Below are 26,300 nucleotides of genomic sequence, written 5' to 3' on the forward strand. Positions count from 1 at the left end.
TTTATCCTTTGGCTCAACTGATGACCTGACTACTGGACAAAAAAACAACCATCGACGAAACGGAAGGTCATCAATGGTTGTTGGAATCCCTCATTACCTGTCGATCAGATCCGTGATCTTGAGCAGTCTTGCGATCATGGCCGTCGCTTCCGCACGGGTCATATTCGCTTCGTCCGGTGGGAGTATGGGCAACCCAGAAGTTAGCCTCTCCGGTGATAATCCATTATCTTTGTCATAATCCCCTATATTTCCAATATGGAATATTGAAGGGAATCGCGCCGCTATTCCTTCTTGCAACCGCCGATGAGTACGCCCGCTTCCTTCCATAGACTGGCGAGCTCGCCCCAGCGTCAAGCCAGCCCGAATAACCGTATCGCATTTTGCGTCGTTTGTGCCGCGATCTCCTCGAACGATCGCCCCGTACACTCCGCAAGCGTACGCACGATATGCGGGAGATAAGCCGGCTCGTTGCGGGAGCCGGCAGGCTTCGGATGCAAATCGCGCGGCGTAAGGAACGGCGCATCCGTCTCCACGAGCAGGCGGTCGGCGGGAATCCGCCCGACCAGCTCCCGCAGATGCTGGCCGCGCCGCTCGTCGCAGATCCAGCCGGTGACGCCAATGTACAACCCCATGTTGACATAGGCGTCAAGCTCGGCTCCCGTTCCGGTGAAGCAGTGGACGACGGAAGGCGGCAGCTCCTTCCCATAGCTTTGCAAAATCTGCACAAAGTCGCGGAACGCTTCCCTCTCATGCAGAAACAACGGCAGCCGCAGCTCACACGCCAGCTTCACCTGTGCGTCGAACCAGGTGCGCTGCACGTCACGCGGCGAGAAATCCCGGTTGTAGTCGAGACCACATTCGCCAATCGCAACTACGTGCGGCTGCACCGCCAATCGCCGGAGCCGGCTGATCGTGCCGGGGTTGCACCTCTTCGCGTCGTGCGGATGAACGCCGGCAGTCGAATACAGCGTTCCCGCCGGCTGTCCTCCCGCATAAGCGGCCGCCTCCTCGCTGCTTCGCACGCTCGTTCCGGTAATGATCATTCGGGTAACTCCGGCTTCAGCCGCGCGGCGCACCGCTTCCTCCCTGTCGGTATGAAACGATCGGTGCATCAGGTTAACACCGATATCTATAAGTGGAGTCATCATTACCTTCTCCTCGCTTCCGGTTTATAGATGCTGCAGCAGCCCGCCGGGACGTAGTCCGCGAGCCACACTTCGTTGCCGGCGAAATAAAAGATGACGCCCTCACCCGCCGCTTTCGCTGTATCGACTGCGACGATGGCCAATTGCCCTTTGCGTTTTCCCGCGAGCGAAGCGAATTGCAGCCCTTCCGACAAATGAACGTACTGCCTGCCCATCGGGCGGATTCCATCTTTCAGAATGACCACGGTCGCACCGCTCCCCGTTCCGTGATACAACACTGCCGGAGGCTGCCCCGCTTCATATGTAACCCGTTCGACGCTGTGGCCGTACCGGGCGCGGATGCGGTCGCCTTTGATCTCAAACCGCTGTTTATCCGAATTAGCGACCACCTGATGCAGATTTTCCATCGTCACCGACTGCCATCCCTTTAACCTCCGCAGCGCATGAAGCAGCTCCTCCACCGGTACCGAACCGTCGTGCGGGTCCAATGCAAGACCGTAAGACGCCGGATCGTGCCGGAGAATTTTGGTCATCCTTTTACTTAAACTTACCTCGTATTCTTTGCTTAACATCACGTACAATCCTTTCCAATCCTAACGTATCCGATATTACACACTTTTATTGTAAGGCCGGTGAGACACGCCACCGCCGGTTGCAATCCGGCAGCGGCCCCGCCAGCCAGCTTGGTTATGCAGGGATAAAGCCCACTTTGCCGTCCGCCGGTTCCTTCATCCAGCCTCCGGTACGGCCCTTGTTCAGATCCGCCCGCATGCTGCGCACGAGAGCCTCCAGACGGACCTCCCGCTCATAGTGCCATTGCAGCGCCGCCGATACGTACAGCTCGTTCAACTGGGCGAGCGAGAACGATTCGGTCAGCCTGGCCGCCTCCGGCAAAGCTTCGTCACCGATCAGACGCACCAGCCCCCGCTGCTTCAAATACCTTGCCCTCGCCGCCGTATCGGGAAGCGCGATCTCGTAGGCACGGTCGAACCGTCCGGCCCGGTTCATGAGCGCCGGATCGATTTTCTCCGGATAATTTGTCGTGCCGATCAGGAAGATGCCTTCCTTGGAAGTGGCTCCGTCCAGCGTGTTCAGGAAAAAGGAGCGCACATGCTCCGGCATCGAATCGATGTCCTCAATGATCAGCACCATCGGCGCCATCTTGACTGCCGATTCGAACACTTCCTGCACCGAGTCGCTGCTCGTATGCTCCGTAATTTGCCAATAAGCGGCAGGCGCTCGCACGCTTCCGGCGATCGCTTTGACCAGCGTCGTTTTACCGTTGCCCGGCTTGCCGTAGAGCAGGATACCCCGCTTATAGGGGATGTCGAACTCGCGGAAAAACCCCCGGTCCTCTGCGAAAAACTCGTCGATCGAGCGGAAAATGTCCGTTTTGAGCGATTCGTCCATAATCACTTCGTCGCGATCCACCTGACGGGTTATCGGCTCCTGGGACTGGTCGATGCCATGCCGCGTATCGCTGAACACGGTCACCCGGCTGCTGTCCCGGTCTTGGCGTCTGCGCTGCATATGGGCCAGGAACCGGTGCAAGGCAACGTCGTTCTCGGCAAACAGAACCTGATCGCAGAAAATGCCGTGGTCGCGGAACACCGGAATGTGAGCAAGCGCCACGCCCAGCTGCGGGTAAGCAAACACGTTATTGCGCTGCGACGGGTACACCCGGTAGCCGGCCGCTTCCGGCTCGGCTTTGTAAGAGAACGCACGCGACTCGATCAGATCAAAGATACGCGCCACATATTCCACTTCCGGGCAGCCGTCCTGCACATCCTCCTCAAGCAGCTCCCAGAAGTCTTCCCGGCCGTTGTCCTCGCTCACATACAGATGGAAGTCGGCTCCGTATTTCGTTTTCAACACTTCCCGAATCCGGTGTACGACCCGGGCATAATCCGCATATTCCGGCAAAGCCGCTGCGTTTCCTTCCTGGTACGAGATGACCGTGCTTGCCGTCTCATGAGACAGCCCCGCTCGTTGATTCATGATAGTTGGTATCGTCATTTATACTCCTTTTACGGTCGCGAGAGGCCTACATTTGGCCACTACGCCGGCAAGTCCGGCTCCTGCGACGCTTTCGATGATTTGATCTACATCTTTATAAGCTTGCGGCGATTCGTCGACGATCGACTCCAGCGTCCGCTGGTTGACTACGATTTCCGATTCGGTGCCTACCCCGAGCGATGCTTTAAACTCTTCTACGGAGACGAGTCTTTTGGTCGCGCTGCGTGAACGAATGCGCCCCGCTCCGTGGCAGATCGAGTAATAGTTGGCTTTCCCTCCGGCTGCGCCGACCATGATGTAGGACGACGTGCCCATCGATCCCGGGATCAATGCGGGGTGGCCGGTAGCAAGGTAAGGTGCCGGATTGTCGGGATGTTCCGCCGGAAGCGCCCGGGTAGCGCCTTTGCGGTGAATGAAGTGCGCCTCGCCGTCATGCTCTTCCTCCCATGCATAGTTGTGCATCAGGTCGTTCAAAGTCGACAGCTCTACCTTCGGGCCCATCACGTCACGGAGCGCTTCGCGGATGCCGTAAGCGATCAGATGGCGGTTGACGACCGCGTAGTTAAGCGCCGAGTACATCAGATGCACGTACGACTGGGCGGCAGGCGAGTCGAGCGGTGCGAACACGAGCTTCGGGTCGGCCGTTCCGAGTCCGAGAGCGCGCATCATCTTGGCGATCTCCGTCCCGCAGTGCTGATTGACCGCACCGCCCCAGGAACGGGAGCCGGAATGAATCATAACGACGATCTGACCGTCGAACAGTCCCCATGCTTCCGCGATCGCCCGGTTGCTCTCGTCGATCCGAATTTCCTGAATTTCGGCAAAATGATTGCCGCTGCCGAGCGTCCCGAGCTGCCGGTGCGAGCGATGCCAGACCGCTTCCGGGAACCGGTCCAGATACGCTTCGTCGAAACCGAACTTGGCGCATTCCACATGGGTAAGTGAGGTCGACTTGCGCGGCGTGTAACCGTCCGGAATGTACTTTTTCGGCAGGCCGTGCAGTCCTTTCTTCACGACATGCTCGAGCCGGATGTCCGAGAAGTACCCTCTGGCGTGCTCCTCGACTGGCAGATTCGCTTCGATCGCCTTCACCAGCTTGCGGCGAAGCTTGACCTCGCGCAGTTCCTCGGCGTGCAGGTTCGTCAGATGGACGCGCATCCCGCAGCCGATATCGCTGCCGACGATCGACGGGGACACATAACCGTCCCGCGACTTCCAGACGGCCGTAGTGCCGATGCACGTGCCTACGCCTACATGGACGTCCGGCGTATAGCTCATGTACACCCGGTTCGGAATTTGCAAATTGTTGTTCGCCATCTCGAACACCTTGTATTCCATGGCGCTGTACAGCGAGTCTCCGGCGTATACGTGCAGCGGTCCTGCGGGGAGCTCCACTTGCCGGTAATAGGGTTGGTTGTCATGTGCTGTAATGGTAAACATAAGTCGATTAGTCCTTTCAAATGAGTGTGAGTAACGAACGATCGTTATTTATAGATATGCTGTTCTGCTGTTCTGCTGTTCTGCTGTTCTGCTGTTCTGCTGTTCTGCTGCGCTAACTTCCCGCTCTTGGCTCGGTCCCGCATCCTCAAGCGGGAGTCCATTTCCGCAGCCCCCCATCCGGTTCGCTCGACTGCAACACTTCGGGAAGTTCCGCATCGTCCGCGACGCCCGAACCCGATCGCCGGAAACGCAAAAAAGCTATGGACTCCAAGCGTCCATAGCGGATCAAGCAAAGGAAACGGCCGACATACGCACAAATAAATGTGCACGAACAAGCGGCGACCGTTATCCGGTACTGCACCCGGAGAGGCCGATGAAGAATGAGCGGATATATGCGATTGTGGAATCGGAAATGAAGTGTGGCTGTTGATTCGAACGAATATCGCGGATCATTGTCTTCGACCTCCTTCCAAAATATAATTTTCATCATAACGGGGATGCCCCTAACGTGTCAATAGATTCGGCGGGAAAAAATAAATAAAATCAATCACTCCGATAGAAAATGATTATCATACTATACGATTAACCACTTTCCCCCGACACCGAATGGACGCCCCGTGAAGCCCCCCTAGAGCAGACACCGGCCCTTCCCTAAGCCAACGCCGGGTCGTTTTTATCGTATCGCGAACGGCTCACCGCCCCCCGTCATCCGTCATCCGTCATGGCACCCAGCATCCTACATCTGCCTCCAACATCCGCCCCCGGAATCCAGCACCCGGAGTTACGCTGCGTGACGGGGATCGGTCAATCAGCATCGTTCGGCGCACAAAGCTTTCCGCCCCTTAACAGGGAGCGTAAAGTTAAGAGCGATTTGCACCCTTTATTTCGATGAAAACAAGCACATACCCTAAAATAAAAGCGGTTTGCAGCCCTTATTTCTGCCGTACAGCCTCTATCCCCTGTACATGAACAAAAATAAGAAGTGCAAACCGCTTTTATATGCCGAAAACCTGCAATTTCCCTCGAAATAAGAGCTCCAGATCGCTCTTAAACTCGTGAAGCAGCCGGGGGGCCGAACCGCCTCGCTCGGGGAAGCCGCTCATTCCTGCCGGCCGCCGCAGCTCTCAAAACAAACCCGCGACCAGCTCGTAGGAACGGACGCGCGAAGCAAAGTCTGGGGTGATCGAGTTGACGATGACCTCCTCCACGCCGTAAGAGCGGCTGAATTCGAGGAGCTGCGTTTTGATTTTCTCCGGTCCGCCGACGAGCATCCTTTTGCGGTTATGACGAATCCGGATTCGCTCGAACTCCGTGTAAGGGTAAACCAGCGCCTGCTCCAGTGTAATGTCGATCCCGAATCGGCCCTGCTCCAGCAGCAGCAGCTTCAGATCGAGCGGCGCCGCGAGGCGGTCCGCCTCTTCATCCGTATCCGCGCATAAGACCATGACACAGGCGTTAGCCCGGGGTTCGGCGCCGAGCGGTCCCGGACGGAACGTCTCGTAATAATGCTGAACCGCGCTCTGCCCGCCCTCTCCGTTAATAAAATGAGCGAATGAAAAGGAAGCTCCCAGCTCGGATGCGCGGCGCGCGCTGTAATCGCTCGAACCGAGCAGCCATATTTCCGGACTCGTCTCCACGAGCGGCGTCGCCTGCAAGCCGGAGCCCGGACGAACCTCCGCCGTCCCGCGGACCGGACGCAAATAACCGCCCAGCTCCTCGAGCGCAGCCGGAAACGCCTCGGCGATTTCCGGAGGACGCCCGTACCGGAGCGCTCTAGTCGCAGCGGGCATTCCTCCCGGCGCCCGTCCGATGCCGAGATCGATCCGTCCCGGATACAGCGCTTCGAGTACGCGGAAATTTTCCGCCACTTTATACGGGCTGTAATGCGGAAGCATCACTCCGCCGGAGCCGATACGGATGCGTGACGTATGGGCGCCGATCGCCGCCAGCAGCACTTCCGGCGATGACCCCGCGAGCGAAATCGTATCGTGATGCTCGGATACCCAATACCTCGAATAACCGAGCTTCTCGGTAATCCGCGCCAGTTCCACCGTCTGCTTCATCGCTTCCACCGCATTAGAGCCCGTCAGGACAGGCGTTTGGTCCAGCACTCCCAATCGAAGCATCGCTTAATCTCCTTCCGCCTATCTTATTGTATGTTTAATATGTACAGTTTAACACATTTGTCACCCGTCCGTATACGGCCCTCTGGGCTGCTCCTGCACGCGGCAAACGGCCCCCCGCAAAGAAACAAGCCGGTAACTTTGCGCACGCAGTCCCGGCTTTTCCGTTTCCTGCTTCAGCCGCCACGATCCTACAGCTTCTCCAGCACTTTCACAGCCACCCTTACGTCAAGCTTGTGACGTCCACCCCGGTATACACCCTGAAGCGGACTAACGTCGGCGTAATCGCGTCCGGTTCCGACCCGGATATGCGAGCTGAGCGCCTCGACCTTGTTCGTCGGGTCGAGTCCGACCCAGCCGATTCCGGGAATCATCACCTCGACCCACGCATGCGTGGCGGCATCGCCGACAAAGCCCGAATCTTCGCCTATGTACAAATACCCGCTGACATACCGCGCCGGCACCCCTTGAGAGCGCAGCACCCCGATCATCACGTGGGCAAAATCCTGACACACCCCGCGCTTTAGACCGAACGCCTCATTTGCCTTCGTATGAACATTGGTCGCTTCCTTCTCGTAGGCAAACGTTGTGTGAATGTAGTCCATCAGCGTCAGCGCCAGCCGGACCGGGTTGTCCGTCTCCCCCACCTCGGCCATAATCGCGTCCACTTGCCCCTGTTCCATATACGTATACGCCGTTTCGTTCAGAAACGCCAAATAATGCTGACGAAACAAAGCCGAGCGGAAAATATCCCGCATCTCCGGGGAATGCTCCACCTTGCGAATAAACGGGCTTCGCTGTACGCTCACTTTCGACGTCGTCGACACCGATAACGTCTGGTGCTGCTCGGGTATAAAAAACGTTTCGACATGGTTGCCCCACAAATCAGTATATTCCTTGGACATCGACATCGGGCTGATCTCGGTCCGGTACGACAGCAGCTTCTGGCACACATCGGTTCTCGGTTTCAGGCGGACGTGATTCAGACTTTGGTCGACCAGGCTCTCGTAAGTAAACGTATTCGTATGCTCAATCTGGTAAATCATCGGAACGTCTCACTCCTGTACACACATCTTAGCTTCATAACGGAAACCGTCGTCCGGACGCAGCGTCCCCGTAACCAGCGCCCCAATCTCGTTGCACAGGTTCTGGAACCGGTCCAGATATCGCTCCAAATCGTGCAGCGGCCATTCATGAATGCGGCTTTCGCCGAACTGCTCGGACAATTGCTCGACTGCGGCGACAAGGGGACCGGTATACAAGGTCACGCCTTCGTCCTCCAGCCGGTACATCGCCTGCACAAAATGATCGACGCAATACCGGATGGAGCGCGGATAAGCCCGCTCGGCCATCAGAAACGCCAGCACATCCTTCGGATGCATATACGGAGGATATTGCCGCAAAAAGGCGTCGCTGCCGCCCACCAGTTCCAGAGCCGTCAGCCAGTACACATATTGACGCGCAGGAAGCTGCTCCTCCGGCTTCATCGCCTTGGCGCAGACGACATTCAGGATGCGGGCCGTCTTCTCGGCGCGTTCCAGCCATTTGCCGGTTTGCACGAACAGATAAGGCGCGCCGCGCGGCATTAACGACTCGATGACGCCTTGCGTCGTGAACGATCCTACCTTAACCGCCTGCAAAAACGGGTAATAGTCGCGCAGCTCCCCGCCCTCCTCCGACGACCTGCGGACATTCCAGTACATGTCGTTCAGCGTCTCCCACAGCTCATGCGGGATCGCATCCCTCGCCGACCGCGCATTATTGCGCGCATAGGCGATGCAACTGGCGATCGAATTCGGATTGCTCTCCGAAAACGTCAAATACCGCAAAATCTCACCCTGGACGAGCTCTGAATGTTTGTCCAGATAGTCGGCGAACGAGGCGTTGATTTCCAGCAGCTCCTCCCAATCGCCGGCCAGATTCAGCTCCGCCTCCTGCGGGACGCCCTGAGCAAGTCCATCCGCTCCCGCTCCCGAAAACGAACGGAACGGAGCCCATCTTGCGCCGCTCTCCGTTCCGTCCGCTCGATCCGCTCCGGTAGAAGCCGCTCCAGCCGTCCCCTCCCCCTCTTCCCAGGATTCGGGCATCCGGCTCAGCCTCGCGGCTATAATCCGCGCATTGTTCTCCGCCCGCTCGATATTGCGCGCCATCCAATACAACGTCTCGGCCACCCGGCTCAGCATACGCGATTTCCCCTTTCGCTGAGCACCCAGGTGTCCTTGCCGCCGCCGCCCTGCGACGAGTTGACGACAAGCGAGCCTTCCTTGAGCGCGACCCGGGACAACCCTCCGGGCAGCACATGCGTGCTCTCGCCATGCATCACGAAGACGCGAAGATCGATATGGCACGGGTACACCCTGTCGTTATGGTACGACGGCGCCCTCGACAGCTTCACGGTCGGCTGGGCGATGTACTGTCCGGGGTTTGCCCTGATTTTGATGCGGAACCGTTCGATTTCCTCCTCCGACGCATGCGGGCCAATCAGCATATCGTAGCCTCCGGAAGCGCCCACGTTTTTGACGACCAGCCGGTCGATATGCCGGAATACGTAATCCCGCTGCTCGGGATCGTCCAGCAGATAAGTCGGAACGTTCGGGATGAGCGGTTCCTCGTTCAAGTAATACCGGATCATATCCGGAACGTAGGCGTAGACGCCTTTATGATCCGCCACGCCGTTGCCGATCCCGTTCAGAATCGCCACATTCCCGCGGCGGAACGCCTCCAGCAAGCCCGGAACGCCCAGCATCGAATCCGGCCGGAACGCCAGCGGGTCCAGGAAGTCGTCGTCGATTCGCCTGTAGACGATATCGACCCGCTGCAAGCCGCGGATCGTCTTCTCGTAGACGACATGGTCCAGGACGACGAGATCGCGGCCTTCCACCAGCTCGACCCCCATCTGCTGAGCCAGAAACACATGGTCGTAGTAGGCCGAGTTGTAAGGCCCGGGTGTCAGCAGCACCGCTCTCGGACCGCTCGCGCCGTAATGGCGGAGCGGGGCATGGCTTAACATCGTCTCATGCAGGATGCCGAGCTGGCGGTCCAGCGACAGCACGCTCTGCCGGCGGAACAGCTCCGGGAACGCCTGCCTCATCACAGAGCGGTTCTGGTACACGTACGAAATCCCGGACGGATTGCGCAAATTATCTTCCAGTACGCGGTATTCGCCGCGCTCGTCGCGGATCAGATCGATGCCGGCCAGAAAGATCTGGCTGCCCTTCGGCGACCCCGCAGACAAGGCCGGACCGGAGTAATACGAAGGATTGCCGGTCACGAGCCGGGACGGGACGATTCCGTCGCGCACGATGTGCTGATCGCCGTACACGTCATCCAAAAACAGATTCAACGCAGTTACGCGCTGAATCATCCCCCGCTCGATCCGGCTCCACGGACTGGCCGGCACAATGATCGGGATCGGGTCGAATGGCATCGTACGCTCCGTTCCGGAGTTGTCGCTATATACGGTAAACGTCACGCCTTGACGTAAAAAACGAAGTTGGGCCGTCTCATGCTTCCGGCGCAGCTCGTCTGCCGACAGCCGATGCAGCGCCCGGTATACCGCTTCGTAATGAATTTTCGGAGTACCGCCGGGTTCGAGCATTTCATCATAATAGGTTCCGGTTTCATAAGGCATGAACATCATCTCGGCTCCTCTCGAAATCAGATCGGTTACACCCTTCCATTAACCGTTTCCGCCGGCGTTCAAACAAAGCGGCCCTCCCGCCGCATGAAGCCGCCCCCCTTTCCGAACCGGATCGGGCAAAGGGGTGAGCATAGAAAAAGCCCGAGGTTCTCAGGCGAGAACGCTCGGGCCGGTTCGATTTTCCTGCGCTTACGGATTCACTGCTTCACATCGCTCATCTTCAGGAACGTGTCCTCGTCCACGACTCTGCGCGCCGTGACATAACGATTCTTGTAGTAGCTGTCGCTCAGCTTGCTGATGCTGACGCCAACCTTGCTGGCCGAATGGGCGAATTCGCCGTCCCCCAAATAAATGCCGGCATGAGAGATTCCTTTGCCGTCCGTATTGAAGAACACCAGGTCGCCGATCCGGAGGTCTGCCTTGGCGACTTCCACTCCCATTTTGGCCTGGTCCCTCGAAGTACGCGACAGCTCGATGCCGTACTCGTCGAAGATGTACTGCATGAATCCCGAACAATCGAACCCTTTAATCGTAGTGCCGCCCCATTTGTAAGGGGTCCCTACGACTTCCTCCACCGCTCGATCCAGCTGCGTATCTTCGGCATAAGCCGTACCCGCCGCCGCTACGAACAGCATGGAGCTGAGCAGCATAACAGAACCAATCTTCTTCAAAACCCTGCTCCTTCCAGTGCCTGCGAGGTTAGCTCAGGGTTCGGTTGAAGGTTCCCTATGGTCACTTTGAAGCGAGACCAATTCACCCGGTATGGTTCCCCCGCTTCCCGTAAAGGAATTCGGCAATTATTGTTTAAAACGTGGCGCTTTGCTTACATTCGACTCCATTCAACCAAATCCTGCTAATTTCGCGTACGGAAAAATGACAAACCTGCAAACTCTTCAACGCTCCATTCCGGCTGCATGCACAGGTTCAACCGGTGGCGTGGCGGTATGGAGCGATACGGGTTAGCGGCAACTGCAACAGAAAAAACCGCTCCGGTTTCCCGAAACGGCTTGTCTGCTTGTCCATACTAGGCCATACCCGAATTATAGGTGAAGCGACATACAAGGAATATCCCGCAAGATCGCCTTCGAATCGGCGGAGATCCATTCGCGCTGTCCCGCTGTCGCCTTCTCCGATCCCCATATGTCGAACAAAATGAGGCACAGGTCGAGGCGCCGCTTCTCGACGAACATCGGCAGCTGCTTCAGCCAGCCGGACCCGATACGCCGCTCCCGTTCATAACCCCGGAGGAAATCGTCCAGAAACCGGCCCGCAAAGTCCGATACCAGGCCCGGATCGGTCTCGGGCTTCTCCCAGCTCGCAAACACCGACGCATAATATACCGGCATGGCGATATCCTGCAAATAATAATCGTCCCCGCAGTCGTCAAAATCAAAGGCGGTCATCCGGCCCGCTTCGTCCGCGAAAAAGTTGCCATGATGCAAATCGCGATGGCACATTCCGTACCGGCCTCCGTCCTTCGGCAGCCGTTCGACGTCTGCGGCGATCCGGGTATATACACGCGCCAGCGCCTGCTTGACCGCTTCCGGTCCCGCCTCATCGGTTCCTTCCCGGTCGCGGTCCGCAGACGGCGCCTCCTCATCGGAAGGCTCCGGATACACTTCATCGAGCGCCGATCCCAGCCGGCGGGGTATGCCTTCCGGAGGGGCATAGGTTTCGCTGTGCCGGTGCATCCGCCCGGTCAGCTGTCCCCACTGTTCGAACAGCCGCGGCCCCCACAACGGGTGATCCGCTCCGACATGCCCGCCCGGAGCTTTCTCGAATACGCCCATCAGCAGCGGCTCGGCTTCCGTCTCGGCCGCCTCCATCAAACGTCCGTTCAGCGATTCGACCGGCCTCGCCACCTGGACTCCGTAATCGGCCAGCCGGAGCATCCAGTCCAGCTCGGCCGCCACGTAGTCCGGCGTCCGCTTCGTGCTTGGGGTAATCCGCAAAATAAGCTCGCGGTCGTCCCGCTCCGTCTCGTATACCAGATTTTCAAACCCTCCGATGTGCCGGATGCGGTTCGGGTCGAACCCGTAACGTTTCGCGGCTTCATGCAGAAAAAGATTCTCGTACGATCTATAGTTTGCCGTCGTCACCATATGCCTCCCGATCTATGAACTGAACCGCCGCAGCCGGCTATGCCCGCTTATGGCGGAGTGCGCTCGCAGCCCTCAAAAATATTAGCGGCCACGGCGTCGCCGCCGTGGCCCGTCTGTTTCGGCTAAGCCGAAATCACCTTTGTAGTCAATTTGCATCACTCCTTTCTGAAGGTTAGCTTTATCATAACCGATCGTCCGGCCGTGTTCCATGGAACGTTTCGTTATAACGATTCTGTAAGGCGGCTCCGCAAGTCCTTGCCCCGCACTTACTCCCGCAAAGCGTCCCGCAACCTGCTGGACATCGTGCCAGCCTGCGCTACCCGGAGCTTGCGAACCTCCTGCTTCAGCCGTTCGTTCTCGGCGATCAGTTGCTCCGTTCGTTCCCGGTCCACCGTCTCCCGCCGCTCCGCCTCATCCACGAATTGCAGCAGCTCGCTGCCTTCGCGGCCCGCCTCCTGAAGCAACCGGCGCAAAGCCTCGCGTATCGCCTCGTAATCCGTTTCCGCTACGTTATCTTGTTTCATCGTATGATCCTCCAACCTCAGACTGTCCTCTTCCGCATATGCGACGTACCCGATCCAGCCTCCGACGCTCCCTAAGCCCGCTTCAAAACCCGCGCGCGTAAGCTTTCGGCACCGGCGCCGCCTCCTTGCCGGCCGCCGCACGGATTGCATGAACGGCCCAGTACGGATCGGACAACATCCCGCGCCCCACCCCGACCAGATCGGCATCGCCGCTGGCGACAACCGAGTCGGCCAGCGCCGGCTGATCGAGCATGCCGACCGCGATGACGGGCACGTCCAGCGCCTCCTTGTAGGCCCGCGCGAACGGAACCTGGTAACCCGGATAGTTGCCGGGCTTGCGCTTGCCTGCCGGACCTTCGCCTCCGCTCGATACATGGAAGATGTCGACTCCCGCCTCCTTGTACTTGCGCGCGATCGCGAGCGAATGCTCAAGATCGTATCCGCCGTCGATATATTCGACAGCCGATATACGGAGCAGCAGCGGCATATCCGGAGGCATCACTTCCTTGACGGCCCGGATCACCTGGACGCCGAACAGCGACAAATCCTGCCCGTATTCGTCCTCTCTGCGGTTAAGCGCCGGCGAGTGGAACTGATGGATCAAATACCCGTGAGCGCCGTGCAGTTCGATCGTATCCACGCCCGCCGCCACCGCTCTGCGCGCCGCATCGCGGAACTTGTGGGCCATCGCCCTCGTCTCCTCCGTCGTTAGCGGACGAGGCGTTTTGGAGCCCGGCCCCACCGGGATCGCGGACGGAGCGACCGGCACTTCGGCGTCCTCGGCTTTGCGGCCGGCGTGAGCGATCTGGATGCCGATCTTCGCTCCATGCGCCTGAACCGCGGACACGATGCGGGCGAAAGGAGCGATGTGGTCGTCCGACCATAAACCGAGATCATAGTCGGTAATCCGGCCGTCCGGCTCGACGTCCGTCATCTCCACGATAACCAGTCCGGCGCCGCCGACCGCCCTCGACGCATAATGGACGTAATGCCAGTCTCCCGGCTTCCCGTCCTTCGTATCAACCGAATATTGGCACATCGGAGGCATCACGATGCGGTTGCGGAGCTGCAAGCCTTTATACGTAAACGGGGTATGCAAACGGTTCATAGAGATCCCTCCAAAACATTTTTTAAGAGGTTGTTCAAAAAGTCCACTTTTGATCACGAAGCAGATACAGGAAGCCTGCTCGACATCGAATATGGAATTCAGCCGGAACTTCCGGTGCTCACGTAGCTGTCACTACGCTCCGCTCCTCATTTCCCAGCTTCATCCCATCTTCTCGGCGCTGAAAACCGGACTTTTTGAACTCGCACTTTAATCGTGTTAGCCGGTGCGCGTTATCTCACCGGAACCAATCCCTTTTATTTTACTACTAACAGGCATCCGCTACAAAAAACGGCCCGTTCCTCATTCCTCGGAGGAATGAAGCGGGCCGTATCTTGCATTTACTCCGGCAGCGAGTTCAAATATTCCCGCACCTGATCCGGAGTTTTGGCGAATTTGCTGTGCAGGTGGGCGATCTTCTGGCCGCCGCGGTAGACGAGCAGGCTTGGTATGCCGCGAACCTCGTTCTCCTCGGCGATCGGCTGAAACTTCTCGGCATCCATGCTGACCCACGTCTTATCCGAATGCTCGGCGATGATGTCTTCCAGAAACCGGTCCAAATTTTTGCAATCCGGACACCAGGTCGTATAATACTTCACTACAGTCAGCTCGTCCCGGCCCGTCAGCTCCCGAAACTGCTCGACGCTTTGAATGTTATCCATCCCAGGCTCAACCCCTCATAATAATATCGGTATCGTAAAATGCGGCCAGTCTGGCCGCTTCGTCCTCCAGCCCCGCCCGGACGGCAGGTTTCATCTTCGAAGACGAATCGAACCATTCCACCTTCAGCTCGATCTGGTTCCGGTTTTTCTCCAGCTCCCAGTTGCCGGCCATCCGTCCGTTCACGAGCACAACCGGATAGATCCAGCCCTGATTGCGATAGACGAGCGGCTTGTGCTGCTCGGCCAGCACGTAGTCCGACCGGTGCGACAAGGAAACCGTATACGGGTCGAAATGCGGCAGCAGCCGCACGGTATTGTCCGGAATCGAAGCGGCCCGGATATCTTCCACGGTCGAGCGAAGCGCCCATGCTTCCCGGCCGTCGACCGGAACGGAGACGATATCGCCCTCCAGGCTGCGGAACACTTTTTTCGCTTTGGAAGGGTCGATTCCCCACCAGCGGCCGAAATCTTCGTATAGGGCAGGGCCGAATACGGACAAATAGTGCCGTCCGGCCTCGCGCAGCAGCGCCTCCGCGGACTCGGCAGGCTCGCGCCACTTCGGCAGCCAGCTCTCCGGCCGCACGAACGTCACATTTTGCCCTTGGCTGGGCCCGAAACAGAGCAGCCCTTCGTGCGCCGCAGGCTTGAGAAGCGCTCCCCAGCCCGATAGCAGCAGCTCCCGGAGCGACTCATGACCGGTATGCGCAACAATTTCCTCCGCGAGCTGTTCCCGGGTGAGCGGCTCGCTTCCCAGCCGGCTGCGCAGGCCGTCGCTTATCGCATCCATCTGCTCCTGTGTCACCCCATGGTGCGCCAGCCAGGACGGTCTGCGGTAAAATGCGGACATGCTTTCCCGCAATCCGCTCAACGTTCCCGGCATGGCGTCAGACGGCAGCAGATGAAGCGTTCCCCGCATCGCCCATGTTTTCGCGAGCGTTTTCTCTTCCCATAAAGCGCGCTGTATATGCTCGGGTTGTATGTCGTCGGCACGCGCCCCTATCGCAAGCTCCGCCGCCGACATGACCTGGGCGTGCACACCGCCGATTTTGCGGACCGCGTCCAGCCAGTCTTCCTTGCCTTTCCGGCGAAGAAGCCCCTGCCGTTCGAACCGCCACGCGGCGACTTGCTCCCCAGTCAATCCTTTTGCGGACATATCGATTACCCCATCTTTCCGTGTACCTGCCGGCTTGGTCAAGCCGTACGCCGGAGGCTTCATTTCACTTTCGGTGCAAGTATACCACGCTTATCCGCAGCTCGACAAACTGGGCCTCCGCCCATACGGATGCCGATGCCATCCCGGCCGCCGGCCGGGAAGCGGACAAGACGCCCGGCGGCTCCGGATGCGCCTTTCGTATCGTCCTGCTCCGCCTGCTCAGTGGCTCAAATCGTCCAAATTGATCAATTTCCAGTCCGGCGTGCCGTCACGCGTCAAAAACCACGTGTCCATAAACTGGTCGTTCGGTTTGCGGATATGCTCGCGCGCCGCCCAAATCTCGCTCAGCCGGAAAGTCGGCGAGGCGTTGCGGATCAGCAGCGAGATCGGATAGGACGGATCGTACGACTGCTTCTTCGACTCCTTCCGCTTGATAAGCGCGTTGAGCTGCGCGATCAGATGAGCGAGCGACAGCGGACTGGCCGGCCCGCTAGCGCCGTTGTCCGGACGGCCCAGCAGCGCCTTCGCTTCGGCTGCGTCATAGAACAGGTGCGTAATCTCCAGACCGATCTTCGTTCCGCGGGAATCCTGCAGAATCGCGTCCGGCCGGTCGTGCTGGTACAACAGGCGCAGCTTGACGCGGTGGCGCCCGTTGTACAGGCGGATAAATTCCCGGACGGCAGCCCGCTCCAGCATTCGTTTCTCGACATTATGTCTGTTCGTCATTACGGGTCACCTCCCGTGCGCATCTTCGCTTCGTCCTTCTATACTCTAATAGTAACGTTCGATTCCCCGATGCACAACCGCAAGCGGACGCCCTGCATCAGTTGCAGCCCCCTTACGGCCTGTCCGCGAAAATATGCGCCGCATCCCTTTTCACCGGACCACTGAAAAGGTACAATGCAAGAGAAGCTTAGACCGGGACGACCTGCCCGGCCCATTTCGAAAGGAGTCCGATCCGTTATGCACTACGTCGCTCTGTTGACGATTATCGATCAAGAATTAAACGCTAAAGTCCGTCCCGCCCATCTCGACTACCTCGACAAGCTGTACAAGGAAAATAAAGTCGTCATGGCCGGTCCGTTCACGGATAAAAAGGGCGGCATGGTCATCTACTGCGCCGATTCCCCAGAAGAAGCGCAGGCTCTGGCCGAGGCCGACCCGGTCGTAGCGGAAGGCGCCCGTACGCTGGAGCTGCGCGAATGGAATGCGCTCTCTTTCCCGCTTTCCTAAGGCGGAACCTCCCTATAGAAAACGCCCGAGAAGGAGGATTTCCTGTCTCAGGCGTTTTTTAGTAGGTGCGCGGTATAGCCGGGACATCATCCGCACCTCCCGTTACGACAACGTTTCCCATCTGGCCCACAGTTCCTTCGGGTTGCGCTCGTAGATCTGGTTATCCCGGAACATGTATTGGTGCATGATGAACTCCCGGCGAATCGTCGCATAATCTTCGTGGAACCGGCCGATGTACTCGTTGATTTCTTTCTCCGTGTAGGTGTTCCCCGGCTCCAGCCCGGATACGAGATGCTCGAGCACGATCAGCTTTTTCTTCAATTGGGCGGGAATATGTTTCAGTCTGCCGTCGGCCGTAAAAAAGTTTTTCAGCACCGACTGCTGCAGACGCATCTGAGCCTCATCCACTGCATTCTCCTCCTCTCCCGCGGACTTATCGATCAGTTCGAGGACGGCCGTACTATGCGCTTGTATAAAATACCGGTTCAGCGAGAAAAAAATCGTATTTTTGTCCCGCCGTTCGTTGATCAAGCCAACCTCGCGCAGCTTCGCCGCATGATGCGTGACGGTCGCCGGCGAAATGCACAGCTTCATGGCAAGCTCCTGGCCGTTCCGCTCGCCATCCGCCAGCAGGACAAGCAGCCGGATACGCGTCGGATCGGCCAACGCTTTATGGTAATTAACGATTTTCTCTAATTGCACGGGACCCCTCCGCCCTCCATCAGCAACAATTCGACACAAATCTAATTCGCTATATATCTAATTGTATATTAATCTAATCACTTTGCATTTTCAAGCTTTTTCGCTCTTCTGGCGCTAACAAAAAAAAGACCGCCCTCTAAAGAGAGGTACAGTCTATCCTGTACACGCGAAGCGCAAGGCAGCGCATCTTACTTGCAGTCCGCCCCTTGCCCGTTCCCGGCCCCCATCAGCCAGCGGTCCAGAAAGGCGTACGCCATATGGCGGATGTCCGGCGGAAAATCATGGTCCTTCACAGTCATGACGGCCTGAAACCGGTCGTCCGCCCCGAGAAACCGATACAGCTTGTAAAGGTCCTCCATACATTCGCCGATCGCCTTCCAGTGCGGGAATATCCGGTCGCTTTGGCCGAAGTAATGAAACGAAGGCACCGGAGCCGAGAGAGCCGCAATCTCGTGAAATTCGAAAGGCATCTCGAACCGGCTTAGCGCCTCGGTTACTTTCGGCAGATGCGTATACCAGTCGCGGACGCCCCAATGTGTCGGACGATGGTCGCCGTAGAAGGGGCTGAAGCCGCAGCTGCTGACGACCGCCCGGACCCGATCGTCTAATCCGGACAGGAAATACGCGTTGTAGCCGCCGAACGAATGCCCGATCACCCCGATCCGCTCCGCGTCCACGCCGCTTAGCGAGCAGAGCAGGTCGACGCCCTGCATATGGTCAAGCACATTTTTGCCGACGGTGGACCATTCCGGATACCGCTCATAAAACGGTTTGCTGTGAAAGGAGGACAATCCTTCGTAGATCCGCTCCCCGGCCGTCAAAGCATCGGGGGCGAGCACGATGTAGCCCCTGGAGACGAGCTCCAGCCCGTATCGCCTGTTCTCCCGGCCGTCAGCCGTAGCAACGTTCGCTTTCCCGCTCTCGTGCGTCGGATGAAGCGCCAGGACGGCGGGACGCCGTCCGTCCGGGCCCGCTCCGCTCACGGAATCGTCCGGGATCAGCAGGTAGGCGGCGACCGTATCGCCCAGCGCCGTATCGTACAGGAGATGAATCCTCGTATGGCCGTTCTCCTTCGTTTCGCCAAGCGTCTTGCAGGAGACCGGGACGCGGTCCGGGACGCCGCCGATGAAGTCCAGCCACTGCCGCCGAATTCCGATCCGCTTGCGCTCCCAGTCCTGCGTATCCTCCAATCCGTCCAGCAGCTTCGGGACGCCCCCCCGGTTCAATTCGTATAAGTTGTAAGCCATCGGTGTCTCTCCTGTTTGGGTATGATTTGCCGCTGCCGGTGCTGCCGTGGCTATACCGGCGACCTCGGCGGAGCCGGCTGCGGTCATTCGCTTCGTGCCGCTACTTCGTCTTGCTTTTCTCCTTCTCCACTTCCTGCTTGAGCAGTTCATCCGTCTTACGGAGCACCGTATTTACATCCGACTTGCCTTGTGCGGCTTCAACGAATGCGTTCCGCAAAAGGGTGTCCGCAATGTTCGTGTCGAGCAGCGTTTTCCCTTTGGCGCGCGCCGGGCGAAGCGCAGCGAATTCATAATAACCGACGGCCTTCATATTTTTGCCCTTATGCACGGCGCTGTCTTGGCCGAGCGCATTCATCATGTCCTTGCTTGCGACCGTCGGCAAAAATCCGTTCCGCGCATCCTTCATCTGCACCTCGTCGCTGAGCATCTCCATAATGACCTGGAACGCTTCGTCCTTGTACTTGCTCTGCTTCGTAATGAGCAGATACCCCGGCGGAAAGATACCGATTTTTTTGGGCGCTCCGTCCATAACCGGAATCGATACCATATCCCAGTTGTTCACCTTGCTCAGATCGAGGTATGGCGAATAAATATCGGCATGGATCGCGACCGTCCCTTTCTGGAACACGTTCTGCTCTTCCGCCAGCGTCCGGGCGATCGGATTGTTCGGAATTTGGTAAAACCGCGTGTAGTTGTCAAAAATCTTTTTCCACGTATCGAAGCTGGACAGCTGGTCTTTCTCCGGGTCGAGCGTTGAAAGCGAGTATTCGTTGTAAGTCAGAAACGTGGCGACGAAGGCGGAAAATCCGCGGTAGGTAACTCCGTCCTCCACCCGTGTCATTTTGCGGGCGACTTCGTACACTTCATCCCAAGTCATGCCGTCCTTCAAATAGGGCTGGCCGAATTTGTCGAACAAATCTTTGTTATAGTAAAGCACTCTCGAGAAAAACGGCGACACGGGAAGGCCGTACAGTTCTCCGCTCTGCGATGTCAAATCTTTAAAGCCATTAATAAAAATCGGATTAAACCGGTTCAGGTCGTACTTGTACTTCGCCACCAGCTCCCGCAAGTCGTATCCGAGACCCAGATTTAAATAGTTAGTATGTACCGTGCTGGATATGTTGCGGATGATATCGGGAATTTCGCCGCGGGCGACGTATTCCTGGATCGTGTTGGCCGCACCGGTCGTTGGCAGCCAGACCACTTTGATGTGGGGATATTTTTTTTGCAGAACGTCTTTGAAACGGTTATTGAACTCTTGCTCCGATACGCCAAGTGCATGGATTTTCAGCTCGATCGGCTCAGGCGGCTTCTCCGCCTGCTTAGGGGCTTCCTTCGCGCCGGGATCGGCAACCTTCGGAGCCGTCTCTCCCCCGATGCAAGCGGTCAATGCGCCAATGAGCAGCAAACCGGCCAAGCCGGCCAACAGCCTCGTGTTAGTAACCAATAGGATCGACCTTCCTTTTCTCATGTTTGAATATCAGCCTGCAACTCAAGCACCTTTACCTTGAAGGCAATACGCGAATCGGTCTAATGTGAAACGCTTACAACACTCCTTTCCGTTTATGGATCGGAAACCTTCTGACTGAGCTTAGAAGGATAAAACAAACCTCTTTTCTAATACGTAACTGATATTTAATTTACAACAAAAACTATATTTTAGAAGTTAGTTAATGTCAATATACAAAAATAAATATTGAAAATTTGATATTAAACCGATTAAACTACGCCAAGTTTCGCATAATTGATATTTATCTGATATGTATATTTCGTTCGCCATCACTGTTATGAATTACCATTGTTTGACAAGCTACTAATGATCTACTATGATCAATAATCATAGCACTTTAAGAGGTTGATACGTATATGGTGCGACGTCCAAGCCGCAAAACGTTTCGCCCCCGTCTGGACGAAATGGTCACATCGATCCGCAACAATATCCTTACCGGCAGCCTGGAGCCGGAGCAATATTTGCCGTCGGAGAAGCAGCTTGCCGAGCAGTACGGGTTAAGCGTGCAATCGGTGCGCAAAGGACTTGATCTGCTCGTAAGCGAGCGTATGATCGTCAAAATTCCGAAGATCGGCAGCAAAGTTCTCGATCCGGCGGAAAAAGGAGCAGTCACGATCCGGTTCGGGTATTCGCCTACGATCCCGGACGATGCGGATATCCACAGGCTGATCGCCATGTTCCACCGGGAACATCCGAATATTCACGTTCAGGCCGTTCCGCTGGGAGGCCAGTTGTATGATCAATTCAAGCCGTATCTCGATAACGGGATGCTGGACGTGGTCACGATGAACTACAGCAGTTACCTGCAATTTGCCGAGCACGGCAGTCTGGACGATTTCGAGATTCTCGAACGGCAGGACGCCCTGTATCCGTTCCTCTCCGACGCTTTCGCGAAAGACGGCCAGCTGCGGGTGCAGCCTTTTACCTTCTCGCCTCTCGTCTTGTGCTACAATCGCGCCCACTTCATCCAGCAGGGGCTGCAGGAGCCGAACAGCAGTTGGAACTGGCAGAGATTGATCGAATGCGCCTCCGCCTTGGACATCCCAGGCGAGCGGGTCGGTTTTCACTGTTATTTCTCCACCCCGAACCGGGCCAGCATCATGCTGCTGCAGAAGGGGGGCTCCTTCGAACGCCGCGAAGACGGCCGGCTCAAGCTGGCGGGTACGCGCATGATGGACGCGATCCGCTACAGCCGGGAGCTGTATGAACATATTCCTTCGCTGCCGAACAGCCTGATGAACTGGGAAGCGGAGAAAGTCCAGATGCTCCGCCAAGGCAAGCTGTCGATCGCCATCCTCAGCTATTTTACGTTAAATCATCTGCGCGACGCCGAGCTGGACTATGACATCGCCCCGGTTCCGCATCTCGGGGACGCGCTTACGACGCTGATCGTCATCGGACTTGCCGTGAACCGGCATTCCAAAAACAAGGAAGCTGCGAAAAAGCTCGTCGATTTTATGATCTCTTCCGAAGCCCAGCTGGCGATCCGGCAAAATACGTGCAGCCTTCCCGCGCGGGTTACCGCTGCAGAATGGTCCGGACCCGATTCCGGCGTGATCAACCGGCCGTCGCGCTTCTCCTTGTTCCGCGAAATCATTCCGAGCTACCGGCTCTTCTCGGACCTGAACCTCCGCGAAAGCGAGATGCACGGGCTGTTCAGCGAGCTGCGCCTGTACTGGGCCGGCTTACAGGATGAAGAGACGTTGTGCAAGCGCGTGGAGGAGCTGTCGGCGAGCCCGGCTGATACGCCTCTTTCTCCGTCTCCGGTGATGCCTTAGCCCGGCTACGGATGCCGCATCGCGCTAGGGCTAGAGACTGCCTAGTACGCCGTACCCCGGAGAGGGGTTTCCCCAAAAGCGCTCGCAAAACAGGGAACGACCTCATTTCCATACGAAAGGACCCCGAACTCCACTTAACCATGGAGACTGGGGTCCTTTTTCTTGAAGAAATCGTTTCTAAGCGAGGCTTACCACATCGCAAAATGACTGGTTCTGGAGACAACCCCTCTTTTTAAAATAGGATCGAACGATTCGTTCTTCGGACACGCCCTGAAGTCCCTCCGACCTTCCCCCACATTATGGTATAATACACACATTCGAACATACATTCGCCCGAAAGGCGTGATTTTGTTATGAGTTCCCATGATGAAACCCGGGTGTGCACCGATCCGGTGTACCGGGAGTCCGTGTTCGCCCATATGGCCGATACGTTTGGCGTAACCGTCACCGGATACACCCAGACATTTCTCGGCCTGCTGAATATGAAATGGACGGTAAGCGCAGACAGCGGCCCCCTCTTCGTCAAGTGTTATCATCCGAAGCGGTACAATCTGAGCGACCCGGATCTGAATCGGCAGGTCGAGCGCTCGTTGTCGGTCCAGCACGATTTGCACCTTCGCAGCGGTATCTGCCCAGATGTGTACAGTGCAGGAGGGCGGCATCTGCAGCAATCGCCGGAAGGGTATTACTACGCCGTCATGCAGCCGGCGGAAGGCGCACCCCCGAAGGCGGGCGAAGTCGGAGCTGCGCGGATGTATCGGCTGGGTCGGGTAACCGGGCAGATGCATACGCTGTTGCAAACGCTGCCGGCGGAAGGGACGCCTTGGAAACCTTCGCCCGGCGGCATTAGCGGCAAATGGCAGGCCAACCGCGAAGCCGCCTTGGCGTCGGCTGAACCTCATCCGGCCGTGATCCGGGCGATCGAACGGCAGGGCGACATTCTGCAGACGCTAGACCCGGCTATGTTCGACGGTCTGGAGCCTGGCTGGGCGCACTCGGACTTTTGGGTCGACAACTTCCTGATCGACGCCGACGATCACGTGCAGGTTATCGATTTCGATACGGTGCAATACAGCTATCCGGAAATCGATACGGCAAGGGCGCTGCTGTCCGGCGCCTGGCACGAAGACGCGCTTCAGCGGGAAGCGGCCGCAGCTTTCCTGGCCGGCTACCGGGAACAGCACGATTTCCCCGCAGGCCGGCTGCCGGTTGCGCTGAAGCTGCTATGGTGCCGCGAAGCGCACTGGTGGCTCCGGGCTTCCATGCTGAACCATGCCAGCATACCGCCCAAACGGTTCGCCGAGGAGCTGATCTGGCTGACCGAGCAGTGGGACCGGCTGGACGAGTTGTTCGGGGATTGGTGAGGACAACAGCCTTAGGAGGCTGTATGTTAGGGTTAGGGTTAGGGGTTGGGGGGCCTTTGGGAGTGCCTTTGGGGTCGCCTTTCGAGTCGCCTTTGGGGTCGCCTTTGGAGTCGCCTTTCGAGTCGCCTTTGGGGTCGCCCCTGGAGAAACCTTCGAGTTTGACCCGCCCCCTTGCCTTCTCTCCCGCTTGTTGATACTTTACCGGAACAAATACTTCCTTTATTTCGTTATGAAGTCTGCAAACCGCCTGTTATCGGAACTTTTACTTCCGTTATTCGCGACAATGCGACCGGTTTTTACGAATTTCGCCGAAATAACGGAAACGATTGTTCCGCTAACCGGCTTGTTCAAGCGTTTCCCGCCTAATAAAGGAAGCCGGGCTTCCTCAACTTCCACTACCTAGTGGGAAAAGCGGCACTGCGCAACAAAAGAACCCCCGGAACCGCTAATCAAAGCAGCATCGGAGGTTCTTACCTCATCATTGTTCGACATGCCCGTACTCAACTCAACCTGATACGTTCCGTTATTTCGTTTTGCTCTTCTCTTCTTCCACTTCCTGCTTAAGCAGTTCGTCCGTTCTTCTCAGCACCGTATTCGCGTCGGCTTTCCCTTGAGCGGCATCGAAAAATGCGTTGCGCAAATGAGTATCCGCGACACCCGTATCGATCGCCGTTTTTCCTTTTTCGCGCGCCGGGCGGATCGGGGCAAATTCATAATGGCCGACGGCCTTCCTATTTTTGGTTTTGTACACGGCGTTGTCCTGTCCGAGCGCTGCCATCATATCCTTGTTTGCGACCGTCGGCAAAAATCCGTTTCGCGCATCCTTCATCTGCACGTCGTCGCTCAACATCTCCATCATGACCTGGAACGCTTCGTCCTTGTGCTTGCTCTGTTTCGTGATGAGCAGATACCCTGGCGGGAAGATGCCTACCTTTTTCGGCGCCCCTTCAATAATCGGGATCGACACCATATCCCAGTTCTTCACCATACTCAGATCGAGATACGGGGAGTAAATATCGGCATGCATCGCAACGGTCCCGTTTTTGAACGCGTTTTGCTCATCCGCGAGCGTAGCGGCAATGGGGTTGTTCGGAATTTGATAAAACCGGATATAGTTGTCGAAAATCTTTTTCCACGTATCAAAGCTGGACAGCTCGTCTTTGGCCGGATCGAGCGTAGAAAGCGAATACTCATTGTACGTCAGATACGTGGCGACATTGCCGGAGAATCCGCGGTAGATAACCCCGTCCTCCACCCGGCTCAGCTTACGCGCGACTTCGTACACTTCGTCCCAGGTCATGCCGTCCTTCAAGTAAGGCTGGCCGAACTTGTCGAACACGTCTTTGTTATAATAAAGCACCCTCGAGAAGAATGGCGATACCGGAAGACCGTACAACTCCCCGGTTTGCCCGGACAGCTTGATAAAGCCGTCGATAAAAATCGGATTGAAGCGGCTAAGATCGTACTTGTACTTGCTGACCATCTCCCGCAGATCGTAGGCAAGCCCCATGTTCAAATAGTTGGTATGCACCGTACTCGAAATGTTGCGGATGATATCGGGAATTTCGCCGCGGGCCACGTACTCCTGAATCGTGTTGGCCGTACCGTTCGTCGGCAGCCAGACGATTTTGATATGAGGAAACTTCTTCTGCAGCACCTCCTTGAACCGCGTATCGAACTCTTGCTCCGCAACGCCGGAAGCATGAATCTTCAACTCGATCAGCTCCGGCGGCTTCTCCGCCGGCTTCGGCGTTTCGCCGGACGCATCCGGCTGCGGTGACGCCCCCCCTCCGCTGCAAGCGGACAACAACACCGCGAGCGACATCCCGATCATACCTGTCTTCCATTTTCGTTGTGCCATCAATCGAATCGACCGTCCTTTTCTCCTGTATGTGGTATGCCATCCTCACTTAAAGATTCGGCATACTCCATATGTAACGGATCACAGACTGCCGCACCATTTCACATTTTTAAGATCCAGTACATTTTTTTGACATCCTAAAAAAACGAACTACCGGTTGAATCGTTATACTCCCCGCTCTCGAAAGTGGCGTCTTCCGCGCTACGCGCGGCCTTATCAGACAGCGCCTTGACCACGCCCCGGCTGTGAGCGAAGGGAACTCTGCTTGGCTGAAAAGTGTATATGGGTTGGACTCGTCGATAGGGGTTAGGCTCGTTGATACGGGTTGGGCTTGTCGTATATGGATTGGGCTTGTCGATACGGGTTGGGCTTGTCGTATATGGACTGGGCTTGTCGTATATGGGCCGAGCTCGTCGTGCGGGTTGGGCTCGTGGAAGAATAAGAGTCTTTGGCATCCTTTATTTCCGGCATAATAGCCAAACTGAGGCGAATAGAGGCGGTTTGCACCTCTAATTTTCAACCTATTGGCTGGGAAAGCACCATTTCGCAAAAATAACAGCTGCAAACCGCTCCTATCTCCCCGCCCGAGCCGGTTGCCGGCAAATTAGTAGAGTAAAGGGCTGGGATTACCAGCCCCTCCTCATCAAACCGTACGTGCGGTTTTCCCGCATACGGCTTTCCGATGTTCTTCACCC

The 26,300-nt window shown here is 57.1% G+C and carries 22 protein-coding genes and 1 riboswitch; of the genes, 3 read left to right on the top strand and 19 right to left on the bottom strand.

The features are described 5' to 3' along the window. Nucleotides 1-350: 350 nt before the first annotated feature. The 15 genes from IDH45_RS11260 to IDH45_RS11330 all read right to left on the bottom strand — a co-directional run bounded on the left by IDH45_RS11260 (nucleotide 351) and on the right by IDH45_RS11330 (nucleotide 16,636). Complete coding sequence (locus IDH45_RS11260; protein ID WP_190927577.1) at nucleotides 351-1,148, bottom strand: TatD family hydrolase; 798 nt, start codon at nucleotides 1,146-1,148, stop codon at nucleotides 351-353. Beyond that, nucleotides 1,148-1,717 carry an RNA 2'-phosphotransferase gene (locus IDH45_RS11265; protein WP_190927578.1) on the bottom strand — a complete coding sequence of 190 codons (570 nt, stop codon included), beginning with the start codon at nucleotides 1,715-1,717 and terminating at the stop codon, nucleotides 1,148-1,150. The genes IDH45_RS11260 and IDH45_RS11265 overlap by 1 nt, the downstream gene beginning before the upstream one ends. A gap of 115 nt (nucleotides 1,718-1,832) precedes the next feature. Then, a complete protein-coding gene (locus tag IDH45_RS11270; protein ID WP_223836562.1) occupies nucleotides 1,833-3,143 on the bottom strand; it encodes an AAA family ATPase in 1,311 nt (436 codons plus the stop codon). A gap of 18 nt (nucleotides 3,144-3,161) precedes the next feature. Continuing rightward, nucleotides 3,162-4,601 carry an RtcB family protein gene (locus tag IDH45_RS11275; RefSeq protein ID WP_190927582.1) on the bottom strand — a complete coding sequence of 480 codons (1,440 nt, stop codon included), beginning with the start codon at nucleotides 4,599-4,601 and terminating at the stop codon, nucleotides 3,162-3,164. Nucleotides 4,602-5,725: 1,124 nt separating this feature from the next. After that, complete coding sequence (locus IDH45_RS11280; RefSeq protein ID WP_190927584.1) at nucleotides 5,726-6,727, bottom strand: LLM class flavin-dependent oxidoreductase; 1,002 nt, start codon at nucleotides 6,725-6,727, stop codon at nucleotides 5,726-5,728. Nucleotides 6,728-6,915: 188 nt separating this feature from the next. Next, nucleotides 6,916-7,770, bottom strand: coding sequence for a transglutaminase family protein (locus IDH45_RS11285; RefSeq protein ID WP_190927586.1), 855 nt, complete (start codon nucleotides 7,768-7,770; stop codon nucleotides 6,916-6,918). A gap of 9 nt (nucleotides 7,771-7,779) precedes the next feature. Then, on the bottom strand, nucleotides 7,780-8,907 hold the full coding sequence (locus IDH45_RS11290) for an alpha-E domain-containing protein (RefSeq protein ID WP_190927588.1): 1,128 nt from the start codon (nucleotides 8,905-8,907) through the stop codon (nucleotides 7,780-7,782). Next, nucleotides 8,901-10,361 carry a circularly permuted type 2 ATP-grasp protein gene (locus IDH45_RS11295; RefSeq protein ID WP_190927590.1) on the bottom strand — a complete coding sequence of 487 codons (1,461 nt, stop codon included), beginning with the start codon at nucleotides 10,359-10,361 and terminating at the stop codon, nucleotides 8,901-8,903. Before IDH45_RS11295 ends, IDH45_RS11290 begins: the two co-directional genes overlap by 7 nt. Before the next feature lie 200 nt (nucleotides 10,362-10,561). Further along, nucleotides 10,562-11,035 (bottom strand): C40 family peptidase, encoded by a 474-nt coding sequence (locus IDH45_RS11300; protein WP_190927592.1) that lies wholly within the window; start codon nucleotides 11,033-11,035, stop codon nucleotides 10,562-10,564. A gap of 2 nt (nucleotides 11,036-11,037) precedes the next feature. Next, nucleotides 11,038-11,170: riboswitch (cyclic di-AMP (ydaO/yuaA leader) on the bottom strand. Between the two features lie 234 nt (nucleotides 11,171-11,404). Further along, entirely contained in the window at nucleotides 11,405-12,463 is a 1,059-nt protein-coding gene (locus IDH45_RS11305; RefSeq protein ID WP_190927593.1) for a phosphotransferase enzyme family protein, read from the bottom strand. Nucleotides 12,464-12,732: 269 nt separating this feature from the next. After that, nucleotides 12,733-12,990, bottom strand: coding sequence for a hypothetical protein (locus IDH45_RS11310; RefSeq protein ID WP_190927595.1), 258 nt, complete (start codon nucleotides 12,988-12,990; stop codon nucleotides 12,733-12,735). Nucleotides 12,991-13,072: 82 nt separating this feature from the next. After that, the gene (locus IDH45_RS11315) at nucleotides 13,073-14,098 is read right to left on the bottom strand and encodes an NADH:flavin oxidoreductase/NADH oxidase (protein ID WP_190927597.1); all 1,026 of its coding nucleotides are present in this window, start codon (nucleotides 14,096-14,098) and stop codon (nucleotides 13,073-13,075) included. A gap of 338 nt (nucleotides 14,099-14,436) precedes the next feature. After that, nucleotides 14,437-14,757 carry a thioredoxin family protein gene (locus tag IDH45_RS11320; protein ID WP_190927599.1) on the bottom strand — a complete coding sequence of 107 codons (321 nt, stop codon included), beginning with the start codon at nucleotides 14,755-14,757 and terminating at the stop codon, nucleotides 14,437-14,439. 7 nt (nucleotides 14,758-14,764) lie between these two features. Continuing rightward, nucleotides 14,765-15,910, bottom strand: coding sequence for a winged helix DNA-binding domain-containing protein (locus IDH45_RS11325; RefSeq protein WP_190927601.1), 1,146 nt, complete (start codon nucleotides 15,908-15,910; stop codon nucleotides 14,765-14,767). A gap of 219 nt (nucleotides 15,911-16,129) precedes the next feature. Then, nucleotides 16,130-16,636 (bottom strand): hypothetical protein, encoded by a 507-nt coding sequence (locus tag IDH45_RS11330; RefSeq protein ID WP_190927603.1) that lies wholly within the window; start codon nucleotides 16,634-16,636, stop codon nucleotides 16,130-16,132. Nucleotides 16,637-16,873: 237 nt separating this feature from the next. Between IDH45_RS11330 and IDH45_RS11335 the strand changes: the two genes are divergently transcribed. Further along, nucleotides 16,874-17,143 (top strand): YciI family protein, encoded by a 270-nt coding sequence (locus tag IDH45_RS11335; protein ID WP_190927605.1) that lies wholly within the window; start codon nucleotides 16,874-16,876, stop codon nucleotides 17,141-17,143. 102 nt (nucleotides 17,144-17,245) lie between these two features. Here IDH45_RS11335 and IDH45_RS11340 read toward each other — a convergent pair whose 3' ends face one another. From IDH45_RS11340 to IDH45_RS11350, 3 genes are all read right to left on the bottom strand, one after another. Beyond that, nucleotides 17,246-17,845 (bottom strand): DUF2087 domain-containing protein, encoded by a 600-nt coding sequence (locus tag IDH45_RS11340; RefSeq protein WP_190927606.1) that lies wholly within the window; start codon nucleotides 17,843-17,845, stop codon nucleotides 17,246-17,248. Between the two features lie 188 nt (nucleotides 17,846-18,033). Then, a complete protein-coding gene (locus IDH45_RS11345) occupies nucleotides 18,034-19,092 on the bottom strand; it encodes an alpha/beta hydrolase family protein (protein WP_190927608.1) in 1,059 nt (352 codons plus the stop codon). 100 nt (nucleotides 19,093-19,192) lie between these two features. Next, nucleotides 19,193-20,539 carry an ABC transporter substrate-binding protein gene (locus tag IDH45_RS11350; RefSeq protein WP_190927610.1) on the bottom strand — a complete coding sequence of 449 codons (1,347 nt, stop codon included), beginning with the start codon at nucleotides 20,537-20,539 and terminating at the stop codon, nucleotides 19,193-19,195. Nucleotides 20,540-20,958: 419 nt separating this feature from the next. Here IDH45_RS11350 and IDH45_RS11355 point away from each other — a divergent pair, with 419 nt between their 5' ends. Next, nucleotides 20,959-22,380, top strand: a complete 1,422-nt coding sequence (locus IDH45_RS11355) for an extracellular solute-binding protein (RefSeq protein ID WP_190927612.1) — start codon at nucleotides 20,959-20,961, stop codon at nucleotides 22,378-22,380. A 353-nt stretch (nucleotides 22,381-22,733) separates the two neighbouring features. Continuing rightward, on the top strand, nucleotides 22,734-23,744 hold the full coding sequence (locus tag IDH45_RS11360) for a phosphotransferase enzyme family protein (RefSeq protein WP_190927615.1): 1,011 nt from the start codon (nucleotides 22,734-22,736) through the stop codon (nucleotides 23,742-23,744). A 523-nt stretch (nucleotides 23,745-24,267) separates the two neighbouring features. Here IDH45_RS11360 and IDH45_RS11365 read toward each other — a convergent pair. After that, nucleotides 24,268-25,605: an ABC transporter substrate-binding protein gene (locus IDH45_RS11365; protein ID WP_190927617.1), complete on the bottom strand. Its 1,338-nt coding sequence runs from the start codon at nucleotides 25,603-25,605 to the stop codon at nucleotides 24,268-24,270. Between the last annotated feature and the right edge of the window lie 695 nt (nucleotides 25,606-26,300).

The sequence above is a fragment of the Paenibacillus oceani genome (assembly GCF_014705615.1).
GTDB lineage: Bacteria > Bacillota > Bacilli > Paenibacillales > NBRC-103111 > Paenibacillus_AB > Paenibacillus_AB oceani.

What these genes read in the sequence shown, in the direction of transcription:
- IDH45_RS11260 (WP_190927577.1), bottom strand. Translation starts at nt 1,148, where the DNA reads ATGATGACTCCACTTATAGATATCGGTGTTAACCTGATGCACCGATCG.
- IDH45_RS11265 (WP_190927578.1), bottom strand. Translation starts at nt 1,717, where the DNA reads ATGTTAAGCAAAGAATACGAGGTAAGTTTAAGTAAAAGGATGACCAAA.
- IDH45_RS11270 (WP_223836562.1), bottom strand. Translation starts at nt 3,143, where the DNA reads ATGAATCAACGAGCGGGGCTGTCTCATGAGACGGCAAGCACGGTCATC.
- IDH45_RS11275 (WP_190927582.1), bottom strand. Translation starts at nt 4,601, where the DNA reads ATGTTTACCATTACAGCACATGACAACCAACCCTATTACCGGCAAGTG.
- IDH45_RS11280 (WP_190927584.1), bottom strand. Translation starts at nt 6,727, where the DNA reads ATGCTTCGATTGGGAGTGCTGGACCAAACGCCTGTCCTGACGGGCTCT.
- IDH45_RS11285 (WP_190927586.1), bottom strand. Translation starts at nt 7,770, where the DNA reads ATGATTTACCAGATTGAGCATACGAATACGTTTACTTACGAGAGCCTG.
- IDH45_RS11290 (WP_190927588.1), bottom strand. Translation starts at nt 8,907, where the DNA reads ATGCTGAGCCGGGTGGCCGAGACGTTGTATTGGATGGCGCGCAATATC.
- IDH45_RS11295 (WP_190927590.1), bottom strand. Translation starts at nt 10,361, where the DNA reads ATGTTCATGCCTTATGAAACCGGAACCTATTATGATGAAATGCTCGAA.
- IDH45_RS11310 (WP_190927595.1), bottom strand. Translation starts at nt 12,990, where the DNA reads ATGAAACAAGATAACGTAGCGGAAACGGATTACGAGGCGATACGCGAG.
- IDH45_RS11315 (WP_190927597.1), bottom strand. Translation starts at nt 14,098, where the DNA reads ATGAACCGTTTGCATACCCCGTTTACGTATAAAGGCTTGCAGCTCCGC.
- IDH45_RS11320 (WP_190927599.1), bottom strand. Translation starts at nt 14,757, where the DNA reads ATGGATAACATTCAAAGCGTCGAGCAGTTTCGGGAGCTGACGGGCCGG.
- IDH45_RS11325 (WP_190927601.1), bottom strand. Translation starts at nt 15,910, where the DNA reads ATGTCCGCAAAAGGATTGACTGGGGAGCAAGTCGCCGCGTGGCGGTTC.
- IDH45_RS11330 (WP_190927603.1), bottom strand. Translation starts at nt 16,636, where the DNA reads ATGACGAACAGACATAATGTCGAGAAACGAATGCTGGAGCGGGCTGCC.
- IDH45_RS11335 (WP_190927605.1), top strand. Translation starts at nt 16,874, where the DNA reads ATGCACTACGTCGCTCTGTTGACGATTATCGATCAAGAATTAAACGCT.
- IDH45_RS11345 (WP_190927608.1), bottom strand. Translation starts at nt 19,092, where the DNA reads ATGGCTTACAACTTATACGAATTGAACCGGGGGGGCGTCCCGAAGCTG.
- IDH45_RS11355 (WP_190927612.1), top strand. Translation starts at nt 20,959, where the DNA reads ATGGTGCGACGTCCAAGCCGCAAAACGTTTCGCCCCCGTCTGGACGAA.
- IDH45_RS11360 (WP_190927615.1), top strand. Translation starts at nt 22,734, where the DNA reads ATGAGTTCCCATGATGAAACCCGGGTGTGCACCGATCCGGTGTACCGG.
- IDH45_RS11365 (WP_190927617.1), bottom strand. Translation starts at nt 25,605, where the DNA reads ATGGCACAACGAAAATGGAAGACAGGTATGATCGGGATGTCGCTCGCG.